Source organism: Streptomyces sp. NPDC006326, from assembly GCF_040612915.1.
Classification (GTDB): domain Bacteria; phylum Actinomycetota; class Actinomycetes; order Streptomycetales; family Streptomycetaceae; genus Streptomyces.
In genome coordinates, this window is record NZ_JBEXRC010000008.1 from 190,573 (window position 1) to 215,189 (window position 24,617).

At 69.1% G+C, this 24,617-nt stretch carries 25 protein-coding genes, 5 tRNA genes and 2 pseudogenes; 4 read left to right on the forward strand and 28 right to left on the reverse strand.

The window, feature by feature from the left end; genetic code table 11:
* Positions 1-417: 417 nt before the first annotated feature.
* The 13 genes from ABZ128_RS09625 to ABZ128_RS09685 all read right to left on the reverse strand — a co-directional run bounded on the left by ABZ128_RS09625 (position 418) and on the right by ABZ128_RS09685 (position 10,722).
* Complete coding sequence (locus ABZ128_RS09625; protein WP_356847193.1) at positions 418-777, reverse strand: hypothetical protein; 360 nt, start codon at positions 775-777, stop codon at positions 418-420.
* Positions 777-1,130, reverse strand: a complete 354-nt coding sequence (locus ABZ128_RS09630) for a hypothetical protein (RefSeq protein WP_356847195.1) — start codon at positions 1,128-1,130, stop codon at positions 777-779. The genes ABZ128_RS09625 and ABZ128_RS09630 overlap by 1 nt, the downstream gene beginning before the upstream one ends.
* A complete protein-coding gene (locus ABZ128_RS09635; protein ID WP_356847197.1) occupies positions 1,127-1,507 on the reverse strand; it encodes a hypothetical protein in 381 nt (126 codons plus the stop codon). The genes ABZ128_RS09630 and ABZ128_RS09635 overlap by 4 nt, the downstream gene beginning before the upstream one ends.
* Positions 1,508-1,759: 252 nt before the next feature.
* Positions 1,760-2,788, reverse strand: a complete 1,029-nt coding sequence (locus ABZ128_RS09640) for a major capsid protein (RefSeq protein ID WP_356847198.1) — start codon at positions 2,786-2,788, stop codon at positions 1,760-1,762.
* 12 nt (positions 2,789-2,800) lie between these two features.
* Complete coding sequence (locus ABZ128_RS09645; protein WP_356847199.1) at positions 2,801-3,199, reverse strand: head decoration protein; 399 nt, start codon at positions 3,197-3,199, stop codon at positions 2,801-2,803.
* 26 nt (positions 3,200-3,225) lie between these two features.
* A complete protein-coding gene (locus tag ABZ128_RS09650; protein WP_356847200.1) occupies positions 3,226-3,780 on the reverse strand; it encodes a hypothetical protein in 555 nt (184 codons plus the stop codon).
* 40 nt (positions 3,781-3,820) lie between these two features.
* On the reverse strand, positions 3,821-4,630 hold the full coding sequence (locus tag ABZ128_RS09655) for a hypothetical protein (RefSeq protein ID WP_356847201.1): 810 nt from the start codon (positions 4,628-4,630) through the stop codon (positions 3,821-3,823).
* The gene (locus tag ABZ128_RS09660; protein WP_356847202.1) at positions 4,611-6,134 is read right to left on the reverse strand and encodes a phage portal protein; all 1,524 of its coding nucleotides are present in this window, start codon (positions 6,132-6,134) and stop codon (positions 4,611-4,613) included. The genes ABZ128_RS09655 and ABZ128_RS09660 overlap by 20 nt, the downstream gene beginning before the upstream one ends.
* Before the next feature lie 13 nt (positions 6,135-6,147).
* Positions 6,148-7,785, reverse strand: coding sequence for a terminase (locus ABZ128_RS09665; RefSeq protein WP_356847203.1), 1,638 nt, complete (start codon positions 7,783-7,785; stop codon positions 6,148-6,150).
* An 80-nt stretch (positions 7,786-7,865) separates the two neighbouring features.
* Positions 7,866-8,330, reverse strand: coding sequence for a hypothetical protein (locus ABZ128_RS09670; protein WP_356847204.1), 465 nt, complete (start codon positions 8,328-8,330; stop codon positions 7,866-7,868).
* A 573-nt stretch (positions 8,331-8,903) separates the two neighbouring features.
* Complete coding sequence (locus ABZ128_RS09675; protein ID WP_356847205.1) at positions 8,904-9,506, reverse strand: DNA primase; 603 nt, start codon at positions 9,504-9,506, stop codon at positions 8,904-8,906.
* 251 nt (positions 9,507-9,757) lie between these two features.
* Positions 9,758-9,994, reverse strand: coding sequence for a hypothetical protein (locus ABZ128_RS09680; RefSeq protein ID WP_356847207.1), 237 nt, complete (start codon positions 9,992-9,994; stop codon positions 9,758-9,760).
* An 11-nt stretch (positions 9,995-10,005) separates the two neighbouring features.
* The gene (locus ABZ128_RS09685; protein ID WP_356847208.1) at positions 10,006-10,722 is read right to left on the reverse strand and encodes a spherulation-specific family 4 protein; all 717 of its coding nucleotides are present in this window, start codon (positions 10,720-10,722) and stop codon (positions 10,006-10,008) included.
* Between the two features lie 345 nt (positions 10,723-11,067).
* Here ABZ128_RS09685 and ABZ128_RS09690 point away from each other — a divergent pair, with 345 nt between their 5' ends.
* Positions 11,068-11,310: a hypothetical protein gene (locus ABZ128_RS09690; protein WP_356847209.1), complete on the forward strand. Its 243-nt coding sequence runs from the start codon at positions 11,068-11,070 to the stop codon at positions 11,308-11,310.
* A gap of 1 nt (position 11,311) precedes the next feature.
* On the opposite strand, the gene ABZ128_RS09695 is transcribed toward ABZ128_RS09690, so the two are convergent.
* From ABZ128_RS09695 to ABZ128_RS09725, 7 genes and pseudogenes are all read right to left on the reverse strand, one after another.
* Positions 11,312-11,383: transfer RNA gene (locus ABZ128_RS09695), tRNA-Pro, on the reverse strand.
* A 112-nt stretch (positions 11,384-11,495) separates the two neighbouring features.
* A tRNA-Thr gene (locus ABZ128_RS09700) sits at positions 11,496-11,566 on the reverse strand.
* A gap of 247 nt (positions 11,567-11,813) precedes the next feature.
* Positions 11,814-11,886 (reverse strand) — tRNA-Asp (locus ABZ128_RS09705).
* A gap of 138 nt (positions 11,887-12,024) precedes the next feature.
* Positions 12,025-12,097 (reverse strand) — tRNA-Arg (locus tag ABZ128_RS09710).
* Between the two features lie 66 nt (positions 12,098-12,163).
* Positions 12,164-12,237, reverse strand: a tRNA-Ile gene (locus ABZ128_RS09715).
* 982 nt (positions 12,238-13,219) lie between these two features.
* Positions 13,220-14,983, reverse strand: coding sequence for a recombinase family protein (locus ABZ128_RS09720; RefSeq protein WP_356847210.1), 1,764 nt, complete (start codon positions 14,981-14,983; stop codon positions 13,220-13,222).
* 16 nt (positions 14,984-14,999) lie between these two features.
* A pseudogene (locus tag ABZ128_RS09725) lies at positions 15,000-15,107 on the reverse strand (LLM class F420-dependent oxidoreductase); the annotation flags it as partial.
* 201 nt (positions 15,108-15,308) lie between these two features.
* Between ABZ128_RS09725 and ABZ128_RS09730 the strand changes: the two are divergent.
* Positions 15,309-15,662, forward strand: coding sequence for a hypothetical protein (locus ABZ128_RS09730; RefSeq protein WP_356847234.1), 354 nt, complete (start codon positions 15,309-15,311; stop codon positions 15,660-15,662).
* Positions 15,663-15,734: 72 nt separating this feature from the next.
* Here ABZ128_RS09730 and ABZ128_RS09735 read toward each other — a convergent pair whose 3' ends face one another.
* The 4 genes from ABZ128_RS09735 to ABZ128_RS09750 all read right to left on the reverse strand — a co-directional run bounded on the left by ABZ128_RS09735 (position 15,735) and on the right by ABZ128_RS09750 (position 19,006).
* Positions 15,735-16,220 (reverse strand): DUF6099 family protein, encoded by a 486-nt coding sequence (locus ABZ128_RS09735; protein WP_356847212.1) that lies wholly within the window; start codon positions 16,218-16,220, stop codon positions 15,735-15,737.
* A gap of 123 nt (positions 16,221-16,343) precedes the next feature.
* Positions 16,344-16,763 carry a nucleotide pyrophosphohydrolase gene (locus ABZ128_RS09740; protein ID WP_356847214.1) on the reverse strand — a complete coding sequence of 140 codons (420 nt, stop codon included), beginning with the start codon at positions 16,761-16,763 and terminating at the stop codon, positions 16,344-16,346.
* A complete protein-coding gene (locus tag ABZ128_RS09745) occupies positions 16,747-17,898 on the reverse strand; it encodes an ATP-binding protein (protein ID WP_356847216.1) in 1,152 nt (383 codons plus the stop codon). Before ABZ128_RS09745 ends, ABZ128_RS09740 begins: the two co-directional genes overlap by 17 nt.
* 712 nt (positions 17,899-18,610) lie before the next feature.
* Entirely contained in the window at positions 18,611-19,006 is a 396-nt protein-coding gene (locus ABZ128_RS09750; protein WP_356847217.1) for a cell division protein SepF, read from the reverse strand.
* 165 nt (positions 19,007-19,171) lie between these two features.
* Here ABZ128_RS09750 and ABZ128_RS09755 point away from each other — a divergent pair, with 165 nt between their 5' ends.
* Both ABZ128_RS09755 and ABZ128_RS09760 read left to right on the forward strand, forming a co-directional pair.
* Positions 19,172-19,921: a DUF2470 domain-containing protein gene (locus tag ABZ128_RS09755; RefSeq protein WP_356847219.1), complete on the forward strand. Its 750-nt coding sequence runs from the start codon at positions 19,172-19,174 to the stop codon at positions 19,919-19,921.
* A gap of 163 nt (positions 19,922-20,084) precedes the next feature.
* Positions 20,085-20,233, forward strand: a pseudogene (locus ABZ128_RS09760) (NADP-dependent oxidoreductase); the annotation flags it as partial.
* Between the two features lie 139 nt (positions 20,234-20,372).
* On the opposite strand, the gene ABZ128_RS09765 reads toward ABZ128_RS09760, so the two are convergent.
* The 4 genes from ABZ128_RS09765 to ABZ128_RS09780 form a co-directional block, all read right to left on the reverse strand.
* The gene (locus ABZ128_RS09765; protein WP_356847220.1) at positions 20,373-20,729 is read right to left on the reverse strand and encodes a ferredoxin family protein; all 357 of its coding nucleotides are present in this window, start codon (positions 20,727-20,729) and stop codon (positions 20,373-20,375) included.
* Positions 20,726-22,342, reverse strand: a complete 1,617-nt coding sequence (locus tag ABZ128_RS09770) for an FAD-binding protein (RefSeq protein WP_356847221.1) — start codon at positions 22,340-22,342, stop codon at positions 20,726-20,728. Before ABZ128_RS09770 ends, ABZ128_RS09765 begins: the two co-directional genes overlap by 4 nt.
* Entirely contained in the window at positions 22,339-23,667 is a 1,329-nt protein-coding gene (locus ABZ128_RS09775) for an LLM class flavin-dependent oxidoreductase (protein WP_356847222.1), read from the reverse strand. The genes ABZ128_RS09770 and ABZ128_RS09775 overlap by 4 nt, the downstream gene beginning before the upstream one ends.
* Positions 23,668-23,791: 124 nt before the next feature.
* Positions 23,792-24,541 carry an ABC transporter permease gene (locus ABZ128_RS09780; protein WP_356847233.1) on the reverse strand — a complete coding sequence of 250 codons (750 nt, stop codon included), beginning with the start codon at positions 24,539-24,541 and terminating at the stop codon, positions 23,792-23,794.
* Between the last annotated feature and the right edge of the window lie 76 nt (positions 24,542-24,617).

Here is a 24,617-nt window from a genome sequence, read left to right on the forward strand (position 1 = left end):
CCTCCAGGGCATGCGAAAGGCCCGAATGCCGACGGCAATTCGGGTCAGGAAGTCAGGGGTTATGCGGAGTAGAGACTCACGGTGTACGTGGCCCCGCGCCGATAGACGGCGGGGTTAGCCCATGGCTGCCGGGAGGGGCCGGCGTCGCACCTGACGCCACGCACCACGGCTCCGCCCACTGGGCCCCGGAGGAAGAGGAGCGCGTCACTCACTTGCCGAGCCAGAGTGCGGGCGTCATCAGCCGTAGCGGCGAAGACGTCGACCGCTACCCGCGGGTGAGCACTGAAGCGATCGTCCGGGCCGCCGATGCGCTCGACACGGACGAAGGGGAGCCGGTCCTCCAGGTCAGGCGGTGTCTCCGCGCCAGCAGTGACGCTCAGGGTCGCCTCGATCCACGGCGCGATCACTGATTCAACGTCAGCCACTGTGGGCCGCCTTCACGGCATCGATCGCTCGCTGAAGCACCGCGTACCGCGGGACTCGTCCGTCGCCGTGCTCCACACGCCAGGCGTGGGGCGCCGTGTTCATCACCCGCGCGCCGGCGCGGATGCGCGGCTTGCCACGGAAGGGCACGTTCTTGTTCAGCGGGACCACCGCGAACGACGCCTTATAGAGTCCCGGGTGTCGATCCTCTTCAGGGTCGCCCACTGGGGATACCGCCTGCGCCTCCGCCTGGATCTTCAGCGCTGCTGCCTTACACGGCGCGTGCAGCCAAGGGCGCGAGAGCATCGCACCGATGCCGGAGTACCGGCCGGTATAGCGGGATCGGTAGCTCATCAGCCGGTCACCTCCTCTACAGCCGCCTCTACGCGGGCAAGGGATGTCAGAGGAAAGACGACCGGCCGACCGGTGACCTCCCACACTTCGCCGTTCCGGGTGACTCGGTCACCCGGTCGTACGTCGGTACCGAGGGGCGCGACGAAGACTCTGCGCGTCTGCACCGTGGCGGACGCGTCGTGTGTCTCCAGGGAGGAACCGACGGTCACGCCGTACGGGCTGATGACTCCGCTGCTCGGTACGTCGATGTGCACGGGTGGGCCGGGCACGTAGCTCCCGGTCGAGTCGCGGACCAGGGTCCCGGGACGCTCGATGGTCCATGTCTCAGACATCAGCGACCGGATGAGGCTCATACCGGCCGCCAGATGGTGCACAGTGGCGCGGCGTCCTCCGGCGCAATGTCCAGCATCCCGGCTCCGGCAGCCATACCGACCGACCGACGGAGCCGGCGCCGCTCGTCCTCCGAGAGGACCACGCCGGTCTGCGCGTCGACGTAGCTCACGAGCATGCCGCCTGCCTGCTCGCTGCGTACCCCGCCGGGGTTCGTCAGTACGCGAGCAGCGACCGCCAGGGCGACGCTCTTGATGCCTGGCTGAGGGGGGTCCGTCAGACGGTCCCCCACTTCACCCCGGAAGGCATCGAGCGTCAGCTCATGCGCGAGATCCGCGGACTCCTGCGGAAGCGGCGTCCGCAGGAGCGCGACGAGCTCAGTCGTCGTGAACAGGAGCATCTGACGCCGCCTTCCGTCGCGCTACCCGGCGCGGGGCCGGCCTCTTTGCCGGAGCGGAGTCCGGGTCGGCCGTGGGCTCCGTAAGGGCACTCACGGAGGGCAGCTCGGCCCAGGCTTTCGGGTTGGTGATCTTCGACTCGGCCCACGCAGGGACCTCGTCATCGGGGCCGAGCCACACGCTCTGACCCTTCTCGTCCCTCACGTGGACAAGGTTCGCTAGACGCGCCATGCGTGAATGCCTCGCCTCTCTCGTTAGGACGACAGAACGTCGGCCACGAACGTCAGGTCGGGCGCAGCAACGACCGGAAGGGCAATCGCCGTCGCGCGAGTCCAAAGCGTCTGCGGATCCTCGGACTTGTATGCACCGACAGCCACGCCGGCGCCGTCACCCTGGAGGCCGTACCGCGGGTCGTTCGCCTCCACCGGGACACCCCAAAGGGTCTGACCAGCGGCGGAACCCTGCTCCGGAAGGAAGAGGATCTTGTCCTCAGGAGTAACTCGCGTGGCCGTACCGTCGATGGAGACCTTCGCGTCGTAAATGACGACCGGAGGAATGTCGAAGTCACCAAGAACGGCGTTCAGCGCGTCGCGAGTAAGGACGGTCGGGGCCGTCGACGCGCCAGAGAATGCAAGCTCTCTGAGCTGCTTATTGCGGCGCAAGAAGTTGTAAATCTTCCGCGACATGAGAGTGAACGCCGGCAACGTGCCGTTGGTGGTGTTGTAGACGTCGAGCCACGCCTGAAGGTCGTCATAGACGTCCGCATTCTCGGTGTCGCTCCACACGGTCCCGGCCGTCACAGAGTGGCTGCCGGACCGGCCAAAGTCGACGGACGCCTGAAGCCGGTTTTCCGCGATGGTCACGGACCCGTTAAAGAGCGCGTCGCCCCGGGCAAGCTCGATGCGCGCGGCAATAGCGGACACCAGGCGGACCGAGTCGGCCTCCATGGCGTCGCGGATCTCCGCGCCCTGAGTGTCCACGTTCCGCATGCGGATCTGCTCGTACTCGCCGACGGGGATCTTCCGCGAGATGGGCGGCAGCTCGCCGCTCACTCGCGCCCCACCGGGCCGGAAGGCGATGTCCGACTCGGCGTCGTACGCCCGGTAGACAGCCGCCTCTACCAGGCCACCGCCACCGCGCGTGAACCGGTAGGAAAGATCGTTGATCGTCGAGTTGGGGAGCCACCGGTTAAGGGAGAACTGATTCTCTTCCCGGTCCCGCAGGGCCGCCCGCGCGTAGCCGGTAAGCTCCGCCGGCGTCGCGTACTCTGCAATGAGCTGCATGTGTTACCTCTCTCAGACGAAGACGACGCGACCGGCGACGTCCGCCTTACCCGCGGAGTCAATGGACACGGGGAGCTTCGCCTCACGAATGAAGCAGTGCAGGAGCATCGAGCCGATGACCGTCGTCGAGGCGACACCGCGTGGGCTGATCACGTTCTGATCGGTGAAAAGGAAGCCGATGCAGACTTCCCGGCCGTCCGTCGCGGCGTTGTCATACGGGCCGTACCTGCTGGTCGCCGTGACCTTGCCAAGCGGAATGCCGCTCTTGATGAAGCCCTGCGGGTAGTGCGTGCCAGACGTGAACTTGCTGACGTCGAGCGTGACGGGCACTGGGGCGTCGGTGCCGTGGGCGGACCCCAGCCAATCCCGACGGTCCTGGCCAAAGCTCTCGCTCTTAAGGCTGAGGTCCATATACGGATCCCTCCGTGGTTAAGTGGTCAGTTCTTGCCGTGCTTTGCGCGGTATCGCTCCGCGCCAGATGCGACCGTCGACGAGCCGCCAACGTCGCCCCCGCGGGGGCCGCCGGCGCGCGGTGCAGGCGGAGTGCCCTGAGGGGCGGGAAAGAGAGCCACGAGCGCATCCGCGTCCGCCTCCAGCTCCTCCCGAGTGGAGCCCTGGAGACGCGCAGCCTGCGCAGTGGTCAGGCCCTTGTCAGCCGCCACCTGTGCCCGCAGCAGGGACGCCGTCGCCGTGGCTGCCGCCGACTTCGCGGCATCCGCTTCGGCCTTTGCAGCGTCTCGCTCCGCCTGGAGCCGCTCCGTCTCGGAGAGGTCCGCAGCCTTGCGAGTGGCGAGTTCGGCGTCAGCCGCGCGAAGACGCTCCAGCTCAGCGGCGTCGGGCGCAGCCTTCGCCAGGCCCTCCCACTTCTTCGAGTGGAATCGCCAGTAGGCTGCCTGATGGTCAGCAGACATCTCCGCTACAGGCGTCGCTTCCGGGTAGCCGTGCTCATTGACGGCGGGCGGGGTAACGGGCGGCTCTACGGGTTCAGGCATGCGGGTTCCCCTGTCGGGAGTCGTCGGCCCATGACGGGCGTCAGGTCGGAAGAGAGATTTCGTCGGGGCCAGTGAAGCGCTGACCCCGGTAGCCGAGCACGGGGCCAATTTCGCCGTGCTCGCGGGAAATGATGATCTTGCGGTAGTCGACGGCCCGGCCTCCGCGGTCGAAGGTGCCTAGGGCCGCCTCCACTGCGTCGTGAATGGCCTGTAGCCGCTCCTCGTCGATTATCTGGCCAGGGTCCTCGTCAGCCGTCACCAACTTCACGAGGCAGTCACAGCCCGGATGAATCGGCGCCAAGTCGCGCTTTCGGTAGCGCTGCGTCGAGGCGATCATGCAGAGCGCGCAGTCGTACTCGCCTTGCAGCTCTCGCACGGTGTACTCGAAGCGCGGCATGTCGTCGCCCACTTCGCGCACGGTGTGCGTCCGGGCTAGCTGTAGGTCGGTCTTTGCGATCGTCTCCAGGCGGTGGGCCCCGCGCTTCAGCGCCTCGTCGAAGGGCTCGTCTTCAGAGAGGGCGGTCCACACGTCGACGAAGGGCCGTCGGTATACCTCCTCCGGATCCACTCCACGGAGCGCACGACCGGTGACCCTGTCGAAGTCGAGGTCTGTGCGGACCGCTTCGTCGGCGGTTTCCCGGTAGAGCCGCTCCAGGTATGTCGTCGTGAGTGACGCCACCTGGCGCTGTCCGGCGAGCATGACAGGGAGGGCGGTCCGCTGGAATCGGCTTACGTCCTCCCCACGCCACGAGCCGAGGTCAGTCCAGGACCGATTGACGCGCCCCAGAGTCGATGTCCAGACGCCGCGGACGGCCGTCCCGTACTGACGATCAAGCCGCGTCAGCGCCACGGCCGATCACCGTCCGAGTGTCCTGCGGGGGCTGCTGGTTCTGCTGCTTCGCGTCCCGGGCCGCCTGAAGAGACGCGGGCTGCGGGTCCTGCGCTGGTGTTGCGTTCAGGGCGTCCGCTGCACGGTCCACCTCCATGCGGTCGATCTCCGCCGGGGTGTACTGCATGTCCTCCATGCGCTGACGCCACGGGACGCCGGCGCTGGCCTTCTTCACTGCTGCGTCGGCCAGCTCGGAGATGCTGCGGGATTCGGGATCACGCCAGACGGTCTCAGCGTCGTACGCCGTCGCACGCTGCTCGTCGCCAAGCACCTTGAACGCAATCCGCATAACGGCTTCCCAGCTTTCGCCGAAATTTCTCTGTCGGTCGCGCACCTTGGAAACGAGGCCGGTTTCCGCGGCCTTCAGGGCGTCGCCGCTGACGTTGACGACCGCACCGATCATGTAATGCGGTGGGGTTCGGCTGATCGCGGCGAGATCCTGCGCGGCAGCCTCCACGGCACGCACATACGGCATGAGGTCAGTCGAAGAGAATTCTCCGAAACGCACGTCAGGGTCATCCGTCGTCCACAGCTTTCGGATGTCGAGCTGGAACGGCTGGATCTTCTGGCCCGTGACGGGGTCCTCGTCTACTTCCAGACCAGCGGCGTATCGCTGCCTGAAGGCACCATATTTCATGGCCGCAATCAAGTTGATCAGAGAAAGATTGATGCGGTTCTGGATCGCGATCACGTCTTCGTGCTCTGCGAAGCCTTCGGGGCGCCGATTTCGACGGTTGATGAACGGGACAATCGGAACGAGCCCCAGATCGTTCGCGCGGCGCCCATCAGCCTCACTCGGAGTCGCAAGGGCGTCCCATCCGCGAAGTGAAGCGGACCGCACTGCGAAAGACGGAGCGTCTGACTTCGTGGTGAAGTCGAAGACCTCCCCCGGCGTCCAGAGCGTTGCCCTGGTCTGCCCCGTCCAGTCGTCGCGCCACAGCTTCAGACCCGCGGCAAGCTGCCGACGATTTCCCTGCGCATGCTCCACGGCCACCTGCCGTGGCGTCTCGTGGGTCAGTACCGGGCGGCCGTCGTCGCCCTTCTCGACGAGGACAAAAGCTCGTCGCTGCGACAGGGCACCGTAGTGGACGAGATCGGAATCCGCGTCCATGCTGTTTTCCTGCCAGATGCGGTTAGCATCGTCATCCGCAGTCTTGGCCGACTTCCCGCCACGCCCCTTGCCGAAGCGGAAGCCGTCTACGCCGAGACGCTCCGCCGGTGAGTCAATTACGAGGCTCGTCCAGTTCGTACGCGCATCGCGCATCCACGCCTTGACTTCACGGGGATCGACGCCGGGAACGTGAGGAAGCGGCGGTCTTCCCTCCGCGTACTTGCGAAGGGTGTCCAGCCCAGGAGTTACCTCCCCGTCGGCTTCCACGACGTCGTCTCGTTCGTCAAGAATCTTCTTCCCAAGACGCTGAAGCCACCAACCGGGAGACTCGACTACCGATGCATCGATAGGCACTTACGGACCTCCCTCAGAAGGCAACGAGACGGGACGAGCGCCTTTTGCGCTTCGTGATTCCTGCGGCAACGGCGTCCGCACGGCACTCGTAGGCGAGAACCGCGCTCATGGCGGCGTCGATTTTCTTGGGTGACTTCGCGTGCTCCTTGCCGATGCCCAAGTGATTCCGGCCCATTGGCCGACGACGAGCGTTGCGCACGTGGCGGGTCAGGGTGGCGCCGAGACGCAGCAGGGTTGACGGCTCGTCGGGGTCGAGGGACTCGGCGTGTGACAGGCCCTTGTCTTCGACGGCTTCCATGAAGCGATCAAGCGCGCTCTCCATGGCTGTGGGCCGGTTGGTCCACCACTCCAGCGGGCGTGCCTGCGTGGCCCGCACCTGAAGCTGTTCGCCGTGGTCGGCGGTCCAGCGGTCCACGTAGTCCTGCCAGTGCGGCGGGTCGGCGTAGAAGCCGCAGACCTCGAAGCGCTCGAAGGCGCGGTTCACGGCGTTGTCTACGGATTCACGATCCACCTGCCACCCGTCGCCTTCGGGGCCTTCCGGCTTTTCCCAGCAGCCCAGAAGCATCAGGTGACCGTCGGACACGCGGCAGGCAGTGAGCGCCGTCGCGTCGTCGCGAATGGAGCCGTCGAAGCCGAGAGTGATCAGCTCGCCCGCGGCTATCTCTTCTGTCCGCCGGCACAGGGCCCACGCATCGGGGTCCATCCACGCATCAGAAGCGACGGTACGGGAGTTGAGGAAGTACCGCCGGCCGTCGGCGCTATCGTTCCGGAGGTCGTAGAAATCATCGACGAGCGACTCCAGATCCATCCACTCCATGGCGTCGCCGTAGGCGTCCAGGAGTGCGGCTCTAAGCTCGTCCTCGTCCTTCAGGTTCTTGCACTCACCCCAACGGTGGTCGTACATGAGGCGTGCGCGACCGCGTTTCTTGCGGCCGTCGCGGATGGCTTCGGCTTCCTCGTATGTCCGCTCCGCCACGGAGTCCTGTCCGGGCGCGAACATGGTCGTCGTTTCGAGGTACCACGTCTGCGCACCGCGTTTCCTCTTGCGGAGGTTTCGGGTCACGGTGGCGTACATGCGCCGGAGTTCGGGAGTGTTGTAGAGGTGGGTCTCGTCGAAGCAGACCCACGTCTCTTTGCCGCCGTCCTTCGACGAGGATGACGCGGTTGACGGCATGATCTCTCCGCCGTCAGGGAGGATGATTCGGGTCAGCCCAACGTCAACGTTGGGGACCTGCGACAGGGGCGACGCCTCGTCGGTCAGATTGAAATGGATGGTGTCGAAGACGTTGCCGGTCTGCCCCTCCTCCGTCGCCATGATGCGGAGGTACGGCACGCGCACCGGGCGGCCCATCGGCTCGCCGGCCTCGTAGACGTACTCGAAGCCGAGGCCCCACGGGTCGTGGTAGACCTCCCCGCCCTCCGCCCAACCGTCAAAGCGGGCGGGGCCAAATGCTTCGAAGAGGCCTACTCGGGCGCCAAGCCCAGACTTGTCACAGCCCTTTGGGCGTGAGAAGAAAGCCGAGTCGTAGAGGAGCCGGCCCTCGTCGTCGTCGACCGCGTAGCAGTCCACGACGAAACCGGTGTATTCATCTCCGTGCCGTACCGGCTCCCCCTGGACGTCGCCAGGGCCGTGAACTACGAAGTACTCCATCCATGCAACCGCCATCCACCCAAGCGAGCGGGAGCGGTCATGACCGGGGGCGCGCACGATAGCGCGCGGCACACGGTCTCCTAACCGGTAAGACGGGCTCGCCGAGAGTTGATGTCCGAGACGTTCCCGGAGGCCTGTACGGGCCTCTGAGGGGCGTTCGCGGGGTCGTCGACCTTCAGCTTGAGACGGGCCCTATCCTCCGGCGTAGCGCCGAATTTTGCGGCCCTGAGACGCACCTCAGAGGCGAATTCCCATCGCCCCTTCGCCCACATCGTGTGGTGCATCAGTGCGGTGTCGATGAGAAAGTCCCAGTCGGTGTCCACGAAGGTCTGAGCCTGCGGGGACGAGCGCCACGAGTTCCACCACGCGACGGTACGCGGGTGCCACTCGACGAACTGTCCGGAGTCCTCGTCGACCCCTAGTACGCCCTCCGGCAGCTCCGGGCCGCGGAGTTCGTCGTCAGGGTGGAGGACCGTCTCTGGCTCCGATGCGTTGCGACGCCGGCGCTTTGCCGGGTCCTTCGGTGCTGGACCACGTCCGGCCATACGGTCGGCCCCCTCTCTAGGCTGGTTGGTTTACCCAAAGGCATTGCTGATCAGATTTAGGCTCGCGTCTGTGCAGACTGGTGGCATGCAAATGACTGATCAGTTCGCCCAGTCATCCGCTGTGCTTGTCTTCGCGTTGGGCGCCGCTGCCGTCGCAGAGGCGCGCAGCCTACAGAACAGGTTCAGCGCAGATTCATCGTCCCCCAGCAAAGAAGCCTCAGATATCACCGCCGCTCCGTCGCAGCAAGACAGCGGGGCTCAGCCCAAAGAGAACATGAGGGTGGCAATCGTAAAGGGCACTGCGGTTGCGATTGTGGGCCTCGCCTGGCTCGTGCTTGCCCTGTGTCTCATCGATGCTGAAATCCGGTGCCTGAGGTGGCTGGCCACCGAGCCGAGAACTACGGCCGAGGCGGACGCCCTGTATGTCCTACGCACCATCACCGCTGGAATCTGGCTGCTGCTCGCGCCCCCAACCCTGTTGGCGTACGGCACGGCGCACGCAGCCGTTACCTCCCGCGGTAGATCAGTCAGGAAGCGGCTTCGACAGCGTGCAAAGCAGGCACTCAAATAAACCTAGGCAATGCGTGCTACGAGATCCGAGACGTCCGCAAGAATCGACGGGGAAGAGCCATATCGGCGGCCCGTCATTGCGATGTAGCGGCCGGTCCCGTAGATCTCCACGGCCGTACCGTCGGGGCGTCGGATGCGGCGTCCCTGTCGGACGGTCGCGCGGCCCCAGATATGCAGCCCGTCGCCGGACGGGGACACCTCTACGTAGGTGGCGCCCGCGTCGCGAACGATGACTGCGGCCCACGGCGCCAAACGGCCCGTGAGCGGGTTCAAGCAGTGGTCGAGGTCAATGCACACGATGTCGTCCTCGTCGGAGAGGACGAACCCCAGACCGACGCCGACCGTAGAAGCGGTGGCGTCCTTGTGGGTGCTCCAGGTCCGCGGGTCCGTCGACGATGCCGCCATGCCGGCGACAGTCAGCGGAACCTTCTCCGCGGAGCGTCGGACCCACCTGGCGCGGGTCTTCAGCTCGTGGGGCGTGGCGTCCGCCTTCGCGGCCCGGAAGGCCTTCGAGCGGCAACGCGTGTCACAGAAGCGTGCATGCTGACGCGCCAGCATCGGGAGCGACCGAGTGCAGAACTCGCACTTCCGGGGCGTCGTCTTCATGGTGTCCATCCTACCGGCCGCGAACGCTTTCTGTCCGCTGACCTGCGGTGATTCTTTGATCGGTGAGACCGGATCGCTGTGCGCCCGCCTGCCGTTTCGAGGGTCAAAGCAGTCCAGCCGGCGCCCGTTCGTCGCTCCAGCGAGCCCCTGCGGGCGCCTTGACGGCATCCCCCAGACCCGTACAGACAGCGAGGACCAGCACCTTGACGGTCTCCAAGGCGGTGATCTTGGGGTACCCCCCTGGGGTACCCCTAGTGGATCTTCGCTGTGAAGCCGGCGCGGGGCTCCCGACGATCATGGTCAGCTAGCTCGCCGCGGATCTCCAAGCGGCTTGGGATCAAGGTCATCCGGATCGTTGTAGGCGCTCCAGCAGTGCCGATCTTGATCTTCAGATCAGCTCCGACGCGACCAACATCAACACCGTTGACGATCACGTGCGTCACGCTGACGCCTTCCTCGCCCGTGTCGTCGCGCTCCTCCAGCACCACATGAGCGCCAGTCACCTCCGCCACCTGTGGGTAGGACGGGCAGGGTAGCGGGTGAGCTCAGCCACCAGGCTGGACCAGTAGGCCGGCAAGGTGCCCCATGGGTTACCGCTGGCGAACGTGCCTGAGGTGACGTACACGTGGTGGCACCCACGCACACGGGCTAGCTCTACTGCGTCCTCCACGTCGGCAGCAGTGGCCTCGTAGATAATGTGTGCTGTGCGCTCAGGCTGTAGTGCAGTGAGCCAGTCAGGCAGGGCCAGTGTGCGGTAGTCCGCCATGCTGCCCTCGAAGGTGACCGTCACATCCGCGCTGTCCACGATGCCCTGCGCTGGCACCGTGCCGCAGTTGAGCACCACGTATGTGACGCCCGACTGTCGCAGGTGCAGCACGGTACGGGCCACATCCTGGACGTCAGCGACGTCGGAGGACACACGGTCGATGAAGGCGCCCGTGATGCCGCGCGCTACCCACTCCTCCGCCTGGCCCTTCATCGTGAAGTCGTCTACGGCGCCGTAGTTGTGATCGATGTAGCCGCACAGCTGGGCACCTGAGCCAACCGCCTTTGCAGCGGCCGTCAGAACGGTGTCCTCCGGAGATCCGGGGCCTGAGTTCTGGTTCACCACCACCCACGACACGGGCAGCCCTTCAGGCGCCAGAGCGGCCCAGGAGCGAGCGTTCGTCCCGGGGTGTGCGTAGAGCGGGATTCCCGCCCGCATCGTGTCCGCCATCAGTCCTCCAGCGCGGGATGTGTCGCCGTAGGCCGGCGGATAGTGAGTCGTGTTCGAGCGGCAGCTGAGCCGCCCTCGTTGGCGCTCTTCCGCGCGTGGTGCCACGGACAGAGGAGCTGAAGATTCTCATCCCGGTGGTCGTCACCGGGAACTATGTGATCGACGTCCGTGCCGGGCAGCTCGCACCGTCGGCCGTCGCTGTAGCGGGCCGTGCAGACGCCACCGTCACGGCGGATGATCCGTCGCCGGATTCGCGGCCAGTCCTTCGGGAGTCGCTGCCGTCGATCGCTTCCCTCCCACGCCATTCCGCTACCTCCCGCCGTGGTCGTCGCCTACGCTCAGCGCATGCTGAGGAAGCTCCTGAAGAAGATCGCCATCCCGCCGATCCACGAGGCGGCCGGCGAGGCTTGGAAGCGCGGGGACACCGTGTTCATCCGGAAGCACTATCCGCGGCCCGGGGGCCGGGACGTCGACCTTGCGAAGGCCATTCAGGACGTCACGGCGATCGGGTGGACGCTGGCCAGCACGCAGTTCGAGGGCGATGGGCTCCAGCGACACGCGAACCTCGTCTTCACGCGCCCCCAGTAAGTCGGGACGGCAGGGATCGAACCTGCGGCGTCCGGCTCCCAAAGCCGGCGCTCTACCTCTGAGCTACGTCCCGTCGTCCGGACCGTGAGGCCCGGGTGTTGGTCGTCGCAGCCGGCGTCACTCACCGGCTCACGGCCTCTGTCCGCAGTGACGTGCGCAAGCGCATTGGGTATGCGGTCCAGCAGAGCCCCCGGCAGGAATCGAACCTGCGCACGCGCTTTACGAGAGCGCTGCTCTTCCACTGAGCTACGGGGGCATTGGATTTGCGGTACAGCGCAACAACGCCCCCACTCGACGAGCGGGGGCGCCGTGCTCTGCGTCTGCCCGTCAGTGGCTTCGTAGTTCATGGCTAAAAAACCGCCTGAGCCGTTCACCGGGCGCAGTAGGGGGGTCCGAGCAACGTCGACAACCCCGGCCGGTGCGAACACCGTAGTCAGATACTAGCGGACCGTAGCCGCGACCGCCGGGCTTCGCCGCCGTTCGTCGGCCCTTCCCCATGTCTGCGCTCCCGACCGGATTCGAACCGGCGGCCCTCCGCTCGACAGGCGGACGCTCTAACCACTGAGCTACGGAAGCTAGCCACCCACCGTCAAGGCCGACCCGGCGGTGAGTGCGCGTCGATTGATTGCCGGCCCGTGACCGGTCCACCTCGTCGCCCGGGTGGGTGGTACCAACGCTTTCCCCGTCGGCCGGGGTAGCTGCTTTGGTACCGAGTGATCTCGGGAGGTCTCGAACCTCCGCCCTCCGCATCCGTAGTACGGCGCTCTGTCCGCTGAGCTACGAGATCAATTGTGCCGCCCACTTCGTCGAGGAGCAGCACGACGGTTACGCCTGGGCGTCCGTCTCACCGTCGTACGCCCGCCTGGACTTGAACCAGGGACCGCCGGCGTATCAGGCCGGTGCTCTGACCAACTGAGCTACGGACGTGCATTCTTAGCGCTGCGATATACCCAGGTGTGATAAAGTCCGCCGTATGGAAGCTCGGAAGTGTCACATGGCGTTAGCGAACAGTGAGGAATGCGCCCCCTCTCGCCTATTTCGCATCACTTCGCCCACAAAGAGCATCGCCTATTCGTGCGCCAGCCCATATCACTTCACTTTCGCAAGTATGGCCGCGATGGACAACGGGCCGATCACAATCGAAGAAGTCCACTAATCGACCTGTCGGTGAGTTGGCCCGTCGGGGCGGGTGAGCCGTCGTGCGTGACCGTGTCGGGACTTGAACCCGCCAGCGTCCGGGACGCTGCCACACCGCGTACCCGTCGCGATCGGGTACGGCACGGCCATTGACGAGCCGGGGCAGGCGGGGGTCGAACCCGCGAAGCATCATCGGGGTAGCGCGTGCATCCCGTGATCACTCACACCGTGGAGCCGCCCCGGCTCGTCGCACTCCCCCGCCACCCGTCCCCTGGACGTCAGCAGGAAGTCTTAGGACAGGCCGACGCCGCTGCAACCGCGCGTCTACCCGGAGGAGAGTGCGGGGAGCGCAGGAGCGGCGCCGGCCGTCGGAGGGAGTGGGCCGCCCGCCAATCGCGACGGCCGCCGATCTTCCCTCTACTACTGTTATGGGGTGGGCGTTCACATCGGCGGCCCATCCTCGTGCGCCCGGCCTGGTCAAGCCTGAGCCGAACCGCCAAACTAACCCCCTTTTTCCATTTCTCTTAACACGCGTTAGAGAGAAGTAGAAATAAGGGGTTGGTTTGGCAGTTTGGGTGCCGGTTGGGCCTTGACGGTCTCTCACGGTAGCCACAACACCGTCCGCAACCACCCACAGTAGTTATCCACAGCACTCCTGTGAATAACTCAGCCACCCGGGGTGGAGGCCGATCAGCTGACGTGAGGGGGAAGTTGGGCGAACGTGGCGATGAGGCGCCGCCACGTCTCTCAGATTCCGTTATCGGACCGTTACCTAATCGGCCTCTTCGTCGCCTTCAGGTTCCGGTCGCGACGCCCACGTGATCTCGATGCGCTGCTCTGCTCGGCCAGCAGCCGGCCCCCGCTTCGTCGGCTCCGGCAGGACGACGGCTCGGTCGACGAAGAGCGACAGGAAGGCGCGTCGCTCCACCACATCCCAGCGAGACCACACGCCGCCGGGTGCGAACGGGTCCCCGTCTCCCGCCTCCATCCACTCGTCCACGGGCAGGCGGGCGGAAGTCGTGGCTGACGCTCGCAGCTCGTCAATGCGCGCTGCACACCGCTCCTCGTGGGCGGCGTACTTGGCCATCGTCTCGCGGAATGCCTTGCGGGCCGTGGGACCGACGTATGCGTCCCGGTCCTCCGTCAGCTCCCGAATGCTCTCCTGGACGTGCTCCAACTGCGCTTCCTGCTCCGCCAACTCCGCTGCCGCCTCAGGATTCACGCCTTGTACGGCGAATCGCTCTGCGGCCACGGCGAGCCATTCGACGTCGTCCGAGTCGCTCGGGTCCAGCGCTCCGAGACGCGCCCAGACGCGTTGCACTACAACCTGTTCCGCGGATTCCATACCGATGCGCATGACGTGCTTGGGAACCTCTCCCACGGTCCGCCGCAGGTTGCAGGCGTACGACGCGCTGGACCGTGCCACAGTCATCCCGGCGTCGCATCGGCCGCAACGCAGGAACCCCCACGAGCCGAGTAGCGTCAACTCTCCCGTGCGGTCCCGCCGACGCTCCCGCTTGCGGCCGTTCAGCGTCTGTTGGATGTCGTACCACCGCTTGGGGCTCACGAAGCCTTCGTGCGCCTGTACAGGCTGCCCTTCCTCGTCGCGAAGGATGGTTCGCATCTTCGTTTTCGGGTCCACGGGGCCGATTGCGTATCCGGCCAGCCGCGGATCACGCAGGATGCGCAGGACGACTGTTGAGGACCACTCGGACTGGGCAGCGTCGGACTCACCGCCCTTGCGACGCTTCTGTGCGGCCGTCTTACGGGCCTTCGCCGCCTCCTCGTCGAGGCTGTCAAGCGGCGTGGGATAGCCCTTCTCTGTGAGCTCCGTAGCGATGGCGTTTGCCGTCTTGCCGTCTTCCGCACCGTCGATGATGAAGTCGATGGAGTCAGCGGGCATGGGGGCCGGATTCAGTGCGTCGGTTTCACGGGCGCGAGGTCCTGGGCTCAACTGACGAATGGTGATCCCGTCGACGTTGATCTCTTCCGCGACGAACCCGTGCGGCACGGGGCCGGAGGAGTGGCTCCCCTTGGCCTTCAGGACGGCGAACGCGTCCTTGATAAACTTGGACTTGTTCTTACTCTCCTGGTGCGCCAGGCCGGCGATCAGGGCGAAGAACGCGACTCCGAAGGGGTTGTCGTCGCTCGTGTTGATGAAGGGCTCTTGCGTCGAGACGAGCGCGACGCCGTACTTCGCTAGCTCCTGCTGGATCTTGAGAGCCTCTGCCGCCCCCTGCCGGGTGAGGCGCGAGAGCATGTAGATCACCAGGACGTCGAACTCGCCCTTCCTGGCGTCTTCGAGCATCCGCTCAAAATCGGGGCGGTAGACATTAGGGTCGTAGCCAGAGAGACCGACATCCTCGTAGTGCCCGGTGTGCTCCCACCCCGCCTGGCTGTTGATGAATGCGATACCGGTGTCTTTCTGCATCTTCGGCGACGCCTGGCTGTCCGACTCAGACTTGTGGCTCTGCCGGCCGTACGTCCTCGCCCTGACCATGTCTTGGCCCCTGTCCCCCAGGGAGATTAGCTCCATGGGCAGATACGGTACCGGTTCTGAAGAAGGCGTCGAAGCCGAGGTCCTCGGTGGCCTTGGCCACGGCCAGGAGCGTGTCGTAGCTCGCGCCCTGCTGGGGCTCGGTGAAGATACGGAGATCCATGCTCCCATCCTGCCTCTCCGACCCCTGCAGGGTGAATCTGCGTCAACGCGGTGCTCGGCCCCGGCCCGGCCAGTGACCAGCCCGGATGGGGATCGTTGGCTCGGACGGAGCCGGACCGCCCGGCCCGCGCGCCGGCGGCCTCTCGCCGGTGCGTCCACCGCCCCCTTCCGCTCCGGAAGGGCCAGGGCCGAGGAGGCCGCCATGTCCCACGAGTCCGTGCCCGAGCACGCTGGACAGACCGGACAGGCAGCACACGACCACGTACGCCAGGAGCCGGCACCCGCGGCCTCCGCCCAGGGCGGCGCGCCGAAGGGCCTGCTGCAGCAGATGGAAGAGCTGATGGCCGCGCTGAACGCCGATCTGTCGCAGCTCGACGCCGACCTCCAGTCCTCTCAGCCCCAGCAGTCCTCCCCGGCCTCCCAGGCCCCGCAGTCCTCCCCGGCCTCCCCGTCCCCGCAGCTCTCCCAGTCCTCCGTGGACCGCACTCCGGGCACGCCCACGGCCCCGGGCGGGCCTGCGCCCGACAGCGAGCGGCCCACCCACCGGTCGCTGTGACCGCGCGGGTCCCGTCGCGCGCGACGGGGCCCCGTGCTCCCGCCTGGACAGCGGCCGTGATCCCGTGGCCCCTCAGGCCACTCCCGACGCGGACCCCCGTTCCCGGACGGCCAGCCGGCGCAGGATCGCCCGGACGCGGTCGCTCGACTCGTCGGCCGCGTCGATGGACTCCATGCACTGCCAGTACAGGCCCTCGTCGTCGGTCCCGCAGGCCACCCCGACCAGGGCTATCCCCACTTCGCCCAGCAGCACCTGCAGCCCGAGCAGCGCCTGCCGGACGTCCGACACCTCCGTGAGCTGCGCGGCTCTCGGCGGATAGCCGGGCGCGCTGCCCTCTCCGCGGACGGCGGCTCTGTCGAGCACGCCGCAGCCTCTGCCTCCCGCTTCACCCAGTCCCCGTGCCTCCGCTCTCAGCTCCGGCGGCCCGGTGACCGCCAGCCAGCCGCCTATCCCCTGCGCGAGTGCCTGGGCCTGCCAGGCCTCGCCCACGATGTCCATCGCCGCCCCGCTCTGTGCCAGCGCGTGCCGGCCGGCCGCGATGAGCCGTACCGCATCCATATGCCGTCCCCCGTCCGCACGACATCCGCCGTTCCCTCCACTACCCAGAGTGAGGGCAATGCGCCAGTAAAGCCAGGGGTATTCGGAAATCTGTGGACACAAACATGGTTGGGGATGACGCCATCACTCCGAAGAGTGACGATTCGGGGTCGGAGTATCCGCCACGGGGAAGCGGAGCTCGTTCCTTTCGATCTTCGCGGCGAGCGCATCCAGCACATCCACCCCGAGAACCTCACAGAATTGCAGCAGATACGCGAGCACATCGGCCACCTCATCGGCCACGCGATGGGCGGATTCGGGCTTCTCCATGACCTTCGCCGACTGCTCCGGGGTCAGCCACTGGAAGATTTCGACCAGTTCGGCCGCCTCGACGCTCAGCGCCACCGCCAGGTTCTTGGGCGTGTGGTACGGCTGCCAGCCCCGCGCCGCCGCGAACTCGGCCAGTCGCCGCTGGAGTCGGTGCAGCCGCTCGGCCGGCTCCGGCCCACCCGGCTGCGCCTCCCCGGGGACGGGTGCGGCGTCTTCGTCATGCGTCTCGCTCATGCCCCAGGTCTACCACCGTCACCCCGGGGATCCCGCGCGCGGTGTCGGCGCACGCCTCGCCCACCGCCGCGACCAGCCGGATATGGCCGCGCCCGCAGGACAGCAGGGCGAGGCGCAGCAGTTCGGCGCTCTGGCGTCGGTCCAGTGCGCGGTCGAAGCCGTCGGCGAGGACCGTCAGTGCCTGGCGGGCCGCGAGCAGTTCGGCGGCCGGGTCCACGGCCAGCACTCCGGGGCCGGTCAGCAGGACGAGCGCCAGCGCGAGGAAACGGAGCTCGCCCGCGCCGAGCCGGCCCAGTTCGGTGGCGGGCCGGGCGCGGCCGCGGTCGAGGAGGGCCGTGACCGGGCCGTCTCCCGGAACCCGTACGTCCAAGCCCTCCACCGGGCCCGCGCAGCCGGTCCGCGCCGCCCCGGCCAGCAGGGCGTGGCGGGTACCGCATTCGTGGCGGGTCCGGCGCAGTACGTCGGCCAGGTTGGCGCAGTCGCGCAGCAGCCGGCCCTCCCCCCGAGGCACGGGGGCGCGCATCCGCTCGGGGCTCGGGTCGCAGGCGAAGACCGAGCGCAGCGCGACCACCACCTGCTCGGCGGCGGCCAGGACCTGGCGCTGTCCGGCCGTGGCCCCGGCCACGCGCAGCGGCAGCAGGGCGGTCCCGAGCCGGTCGTCGGGCAGCGGGGCGCGGGTGACGCCGGTGGTCCCGCCGGTCAGCCAGGCGGCCTGGACGGAGCTCCGGCCGGGGTCGCGCAGGGCGGTGCTGAGCAGGACCTGCCCGCCGGCCGAGAGCCGTTCCCCGACGATCCGCAGGACGGGTTCGGCCTGCACGGCGAGGTCCAGGCGCACCGGCCCGGCCGGCCCGTCGACCGTGCAGCCGATCCGGAACCCGCGCCGCCCCTCCCCGTCGGGAAGGGCCCGCTCGGGGATCCGGGCCGGGGCGTCGGGGAACGCCTCCTCCAGGAGGGCGCCGGAGGCCAGGGCGGAGAGGGCCTCGTAGGCGGCCAGCGCCTGGGACTTGCCGCTCCCGCTCGGCCCCGTGAAGAAGGTGACGGGCCCGAGCGCGAAGCGGGCCGCCCGGTGCGCGGCGAAGGCGGAGAGCCGCAACTCGGTGACGACGGGCCGCTGATAACCCCCCTGCCTGGGCACCACACCCTCCACCCGCACCGCGGACCCGACCGCCCCACCCCCGCCGGCCCCGCCTGCGGGCGCCGCGCCGGCACCGGGCAGGGCCACGGACACCGCGGAGCCGCCAAGCCCGCCCGTGGGCACCGCGCCGGCGGCGGGCGTGGCGGCGGACACCGCACATGCGGCAACCCCGGCCGCCAGGGCCACATCAGCGCCGCGCGCGACGGCAAGGACCGTGGTACCGGCCGGCCCGGCTTCGGTCACTGCGCCAACGCCGGACGCGGGCGCCGGCACACCAGTTACGCCGGTTTCGGCCCCGGGGACCACAACCGTGGCAGGTTCGACGGTACAAGCCGCGACGGCGGCAGGCTCGGCGCCAAGCGCGACGACGGAGGCCGCTGCTTCGGCAGTCCCAGCCGCGGCCACCGCGGTACCGACAGGCTCCGGCGCGGGGGCCGCGACGACGCCAGGCGCACCAACGCCGGACGCGGCTGCGAGGGCCGGCACAGTGTCGGGCGCCGCGGCATCGGGCGGGATCGCCGCGGCCGCCACAGCGCCGGGCGCCACGGCGTCAGGCGCGCCGGCGGCCGGCCCGGCCGCCGGGGGCCTGGGGGTGGTGGGTGCGGTGGGACGTGGGGCTTCGGGTAAGTGGGGGTGCGGGTTCATGCGGCGGACGGTACGGGCCGGCGGGCCCTGTGGGGGTCCGGCGAACCGTTCCGTCGCCGCGAGCTTCCTACGATCGGGGGACGGCCGCGGCCGCGATGCCCTCGACCTCGGTCCCGACGGGCGCGAGCAGGAAGACGTTCCGGTCGACGCGGTGCATTCCGCTGCCCAGGCCGAAGACCACGCCGCTGCTGAAGTCCAGGATCCGCTTGGCCACTTCGCTGTCCGCGCCGGTGAGGTCCAGCAGCACCGGGATCTGCGCGATCAGGTACTCGGCCACCTCCCGCGCGTCGGCGAACACCTGGACCCGGATCACGACGAAGCGCCGCTGTTCCGCCGCGGACGCCCCCGGGGCGGCGGGGATGGTCCGGTGGTCCACCCGGGAGGGCCACTCGTTGCGACTGCGCAGGGGGACCACCTGCGCGAGCCCCTCCCACTGTTCGTCCGTGACGTCGTACCTGCTCACCGGGCCGCCTCGGCCGTGCGCTTCATGTGCATCCCGCCATCTTCTCGCGTTTCACCCGTTCAGCCCAACAACGACACGAGGGACGCGAGGTTCCTCCCGGAGATGCGATGAGTTAGGTTAGGCAAGCCTTACTTTCTTGGACCCCCGAATGTGGGAGAGATCCGCATGCGCATGCCCAGCTTCCCCGATGCCTCCGCGACACCCGCCGCCGAACTCCGCCCCACCCCCGCCGAGCGGATCCGGTCGGTCCTGGCCGCCGCCCATTCCCTGACCGTCGTCACCGACGGCCTGCGCACCGAGGTGCGCCACCTCGACGGCACCGACCCGCTGAGCCGCATCCACCTCCACCCGGCCGGACCCGGCCCGGCCGCGGGACACGGCCCCGCGGTCCGGCTGGAGTTCACCGACCTCGTGCCCACCCCCGCCCGGGACCGGGTCCGCGCCCGCGTGACGATCCTCGGCCGCCTGCTCACCCCGTACCCCGAAGCCCCCGCCGCCGGCACGCCCGACGGGGACTCCCCCGCCACCTGCATGGAGTTCGCGCAGGCCGTCCTGGAAACCCCCGACGGCCGCTCGTACACCGGTCTCGACGAGCTCGACGCGGCCCGGCCCGACCCGCTGGCCCCGCACGAGGCCGGGATGCTCACCCACCTCCTCGACGACCACGCCGAACTGGTCACCCTCCTGCTGCGCCTGGTCCCCCCGCGCCCCGACACCCCCGCCCTGGTGCGCGCGCTGCCCGTCGCCCTCGACCGGTACGGGCTCACCCTGCGCCTTGAACACCGCAGCGGCCACCGTGACGTACGGCTGCCCTTCCCCTCCCTGCTGGACGACGTCGAACAGTCCGGCGCCCAGATGCACGCCCTGTTCAGCGCGGCCCGACGGCGCTCGCACCGCAACAGCCTGCCCGCCTGAGGGATGCCCGGGGAATCGACGCCCCTCCGGACGCCGTTGGGGCGATCACGTAGGCCATCGCATACAGCGCATACGGAACTCCCCCGGCTCTGCCGCACACTGACGCACCGCGCCCCAAGTGGGCCCGTCAATCCCCTCTTCGAGGTGCGCGTCAAGGCACCTCCACCACGACTTCCTGCGCGGCCTCGGCGCCGAACCGGTCCTGTACGGCGAGGGCATGGCGGACCGGATCCGCGCCCTGTCCCCGAAGGCATCGACGCCGGCCTGGACTTCCACGGCGACGGCGCCGTAGAGGTCCTCCAGGCGCTGGTCATGGCCTGGGAGCTGAGCGCCGCGGCCGCACCCGCGGGAAGATCGTGCTCACCGTGTGAGCGGACAGGCGGGGTGCCGCCGGAAGGATCCTCCCGACGGCACCCCGCACCCGGTCACCCGGTCTCCGGCAGGACGCCTCCTAGGAGATGAGCGGCGTCCCTCCGGCTCCGCCCGGCGACGGGCCCACCGCCCGCAGGGAGCCGGGGGTGCGGCCCTCGCCCCAGCCGATCTCGCGCCGGTAGCTGCCGAGCAGCCCCCGCGCCAGCAGCCCGGCCTCGTCCCGTACGGCGGGGTCCTCCGGCAGCGGCCGGGTCAGCGGCGCGACGAACAGGGCGTCCACCGGGCAGTTGGCCTCGCACAGGAAGCAGGTCTGGCAGTCCTCCTGCCGGGCGAGCACCGGGATGCCCTGCGGCCCCCGTTCGAACACGTCCGTCGGGCAGACCTCCACGCACTTGTCGCAGGCGATGCAGCGTTCCGCCGAAACCAGTTCGATCACGACGCGCTCCCCGCTCCGGCCAGGGCGGCCGGCCGGGTCCACACCCGGTCGAGACCGCCCACCAGGATCCGGTGGTGCAGGCGCGGGTCCTGCTCCGGATGGTCGAGCCGCTTGGCCATCCCGCGGGTCTCGGGCCGGGCCAGGGCTGCGGCGTACATCCACCGGGCGTGCGCGGTCATCGCCGCGGCCTGCCGGGCCTTGACCAGGTCGGCGCCGGCCCCGCTCAGGCCGTCCCGCAGCTCGGCCCACGCCGCGTCGAGCGTACGCAGTGAAGCCGTCAGGACCTCCCCGCGGCGCAGGTAGTTCCGGTCGTACGGGAGGACCTCCTGTTGTACGAGCTCCACGGCCGCCCGGTGGTCCGCCCCGGCGGCCCGACGCCCCGTCGGGCGGAGGCCGGCCCCGCCGGCCCCGGTGACCGGGCGGGCCGCGGCGCTGCCCGGGGCGAGGGACCGCGCGCAGGCGGCGGCACCGGCTCCCGCCCAGCTGCCGGAGGCGATGGCCCAGGCGGCGTTGTGGCTGCCGCCTCCGGTGAAGCCCCCGCAGATCTCCTCGCGGGTGGCCGCGTCCCCGGCGGCGTACAGGCCGGGCACCCCCGTGGAGCAGTCGTCGCCGGTGATCCGGATGCCGCCGGTGCCGCGCACGGTCCCCTCGGCCAGCAGCGTCACCGCGAACCGGTCGGTGAAGGGATCGATGCCGAGCCGGTCGAAGGGGAGGAAGAAGTTGGGCTGCGCACGCCGCATCGCGGCCCGGACCTGTTCACCGGCGCGGTCGAGCCGGGCGTACACCCGGGCGCCGTCCAGGAGCGCACGGGCGATCACCGAGCGGCCGCCCTGGCTGGCGGCGCCCTCCAGCACGGTGCCGTCCTCCTGGTAGAAGGTGGCGAAGCCGTAGAAGGCCGTCTTGGTGACGGAGGTCCCCTCGGGGGCGATCCCGTAGGCGTTGGAGAACTCCATGCCGGAGAGCTCGGCGCCCGCCTCGGCGGCGAAGAGGGCGCCGTCGCCCGTGTTGGTGTTGGTGCCGAGCGCCCCGCTGAGGAAGGCGCAGCCGCCGGTGGCCAGGACGACCGCGCCGGCCCGGACGCGGTAGTGCTCGCGGGCCTGCCTGCGGTAGCCGGCGGCGCCCGCGACGGCGCCGTCGGCGTCGGTCAGCAGCTCGGTGACCGGGCTGTGGTCGAGGATGCGGACCCCCGCGCGGCGGATCCGGATGCGCATCCGCCGCATGTACTCGGGGCCTTGGAGGCCGTTGCGCAGCGGTGTTCCGTCGGGGGCGGAGGGGAACGGGTAGCGGCCTTCGGTGGCGAGCTCGTCGATCCGCGCGTACGTCTCGTCGAGGACGCGGGCCATCCAGCGGCGGTCGGCGAGGTAGCCGCCGAGGCCCTCGCGGCTTGCCATGGCGGCCTCTCGGGCGGCGGGGTCGGGCGGGACGTACCAGACGCCGGTGCCGACGGCGGCCGTCGCCCCGCTCGTACCGCAGTGGCCCTTGTCGGCCAGGACGACGGAGGCGCCGGCCCGGGCGGCCGCAAGGGCCGCCCAGGTGGCGGCCGGGCCGCCGCCGACGACGAGCACGTCGCTCAACATGTCGCCGAGGCCGGGGCGGCCGGAGTCGCCGGTCACACCGCCTCCTTCGCGTACCGGTTCGCCGGGCGCGGCAGACCGTAGTTCTCGCGCAGGGTGGCCCCGGTGTACTCGGTGCGGAACAGGCCGCGGCGCTGGAGGATCGGGACGACGTGGTCGACGAAGTCGGTGAGTCCGGTGGGAAGGACGGGCGCCATGATGTTGAAGCCGTCGGCGGCGCCCCGGGTGAACCACTCCTCCAGCTGGTCGGCGATCTGCTCGGGGGTCCCGGCGAAGACCCGGTGCCCGCGGCCGGCGCCGAGACGGGCGATCAACTCGCGCAGGGTGAGCCCGTCGCGGCGGGCCAGCTCGGCGACGAGGGTGAAGCGGCTCTTGTTGCCGTTGATGTCCCGCTCCTCCGGGAGTTCGGGCAGCGGGCCGTCGAGGGGGAGGCCGGTGAGGTCGGTGCCGAGCATCCCGGAGAGCTGGGCGAGGCCGTACTCCGGCACCTGGAGGTCGGTGAGCTGCTGTTCCAGGGCCTTCGCCTCGGCCTCGGTGGAGCCGATGACCGGCGCGATCCCGGGCAGGACCAGCAGGTCGTCCTCGCTGCGCCCGTACTTCGCCAGCCGGGACTTGAGGTCCTTGTAGAACGTCTGCCCGTCGGCGAGGGTCTGCTGCGCGGTGAAGACGGCCTCGGCGTACTGGGCGGCGAACTCCTTGCCGTCCTCGGAGGAGCCGGCCTGTACGAGGAGCGGGTGGCCCTGCGGGGAGCGGGGCACGTTCAGCGGGCCTGCGACGCCGAAGTACTCGCCGCGGTGGGCGGCGGGGTGCAGCTTGTCGGTGTCGGCGTAGATGCCGCGCTCCTTGTCGAGGACGATCGCGTCGTCCTCCCAGCTGTCCCAGAGCTTGGTGGCGACGTCGAGGAACTCGCGGGCGCGGTCGTAGCGCAGGCCGTGCTCCAGGTGTTCGTCCCGGCCGAAGTTGCGGGCTTCGTCGACGGTGCCGGAGGTGACGATGTTCCAGCCGGCCCGGCCGCCGCTGATGTGGTCGAGGGAGGCGAACTTGCGGGCGAGGTGGAAGGGCTCGTTGAAGGTGGTGGAGACGGTGGCGATGAGCCCGATGTGCTCGGTGACGGCGGCGATGGCGGACAGCAGGGTGAGCGGCTCGAACCCGCCGAGGGCGTTGTAGCGGGCCTTGCCCCACAGGGCCAGCCCGTCGGCGAAGAAGATGGAGTCGAGCCGTCCGCGCTCGGCGGTCTGCGCCAGCTCCTGGAAGTACTTCAGGTCGGTGACCCGCTCGGGGGTGCTCGCGGGGTGGCGCCAGGCGGCGTCGTGGTGGCCGGCGTTCATGAGGAAGGCGTTGAGGTGGAGGGTACGGGCGGTCATGTTCTCGTCCTCGGGTCGGGGCGGGGTGCGGCGGGCACCCCGTGGGCAGATCGGCGCCTCGTACGGGGCCGACGGGACCTGGTACGGGGGCCTCGTGCAGCGCAGAGGGCGCCGGGCGGGGTGGTCAGGCGGGGACGCGCCAGAGGCTGAGACGGCGTTCGACGGTGACCAGGAGCTGGTTGAAGGCCACGCCGATCGCGGAGATCGTGATGATGCCGGCGTACATCTGGGGAATGGCGAAGTTGAACTGGGAGGCGTTGATCAGGTAGCCGAGGCCCGCCTTGGCGCCGATCATCTCGGCGGCCACGAGGACCAGGATCGAGACGGCCCCGGCCAGTCGGATGCCGGTGAAGATCGCCGGGACGGACGCCGGGAGGATCACCTTCTGGAAGAGCCTCGGGGTGGACAGGTCCATGGAGCGGGCCAGTCTGACCAGGGTGGGGTCGGCGTTGCCGACGGCGCTGATGGTGTTCAGCAGGATCGGCCAGACGCAGGCGTAGACCACGATGGAGACCTTCGAGGTCTCGCCGATGCCGAGCAGGAGCACGAACACCGGGAGCAGTGCGAGGGCCGCCGTGTTGCGGAACACCTCCAGCAGCGGGCCGAGGAATGCCGCGACCGGGCGGTACCAGCCGATGAGCAGGCCGAGGGGGACGGCGATGACGACGGCGATGCCGAAGCCGCCGAAGGAGCGGGTGAGGCTGGCCCGGGCGTGCTCGCCGAGCTGCCCGTCGAGCAGCAGTTCCCACCAGGCTTTGGCGACCTCGCTGACGGGCGGGAGGAAGGTGGCGTCGACGAGCCCGAGCCGGGGCGCCGTCTCCCAGAGCAGGAGCAGGGCGAGGAGCGCGGCGGAGCGCAGGGCGGCGGCGCGCAGCCACCGCCCGGCCGCCGCCGCGGCCCCCCCCCCGGCGTGGCGGGGCGGCGGGGGCGCCCGCCGCAAGAGCGCGCGG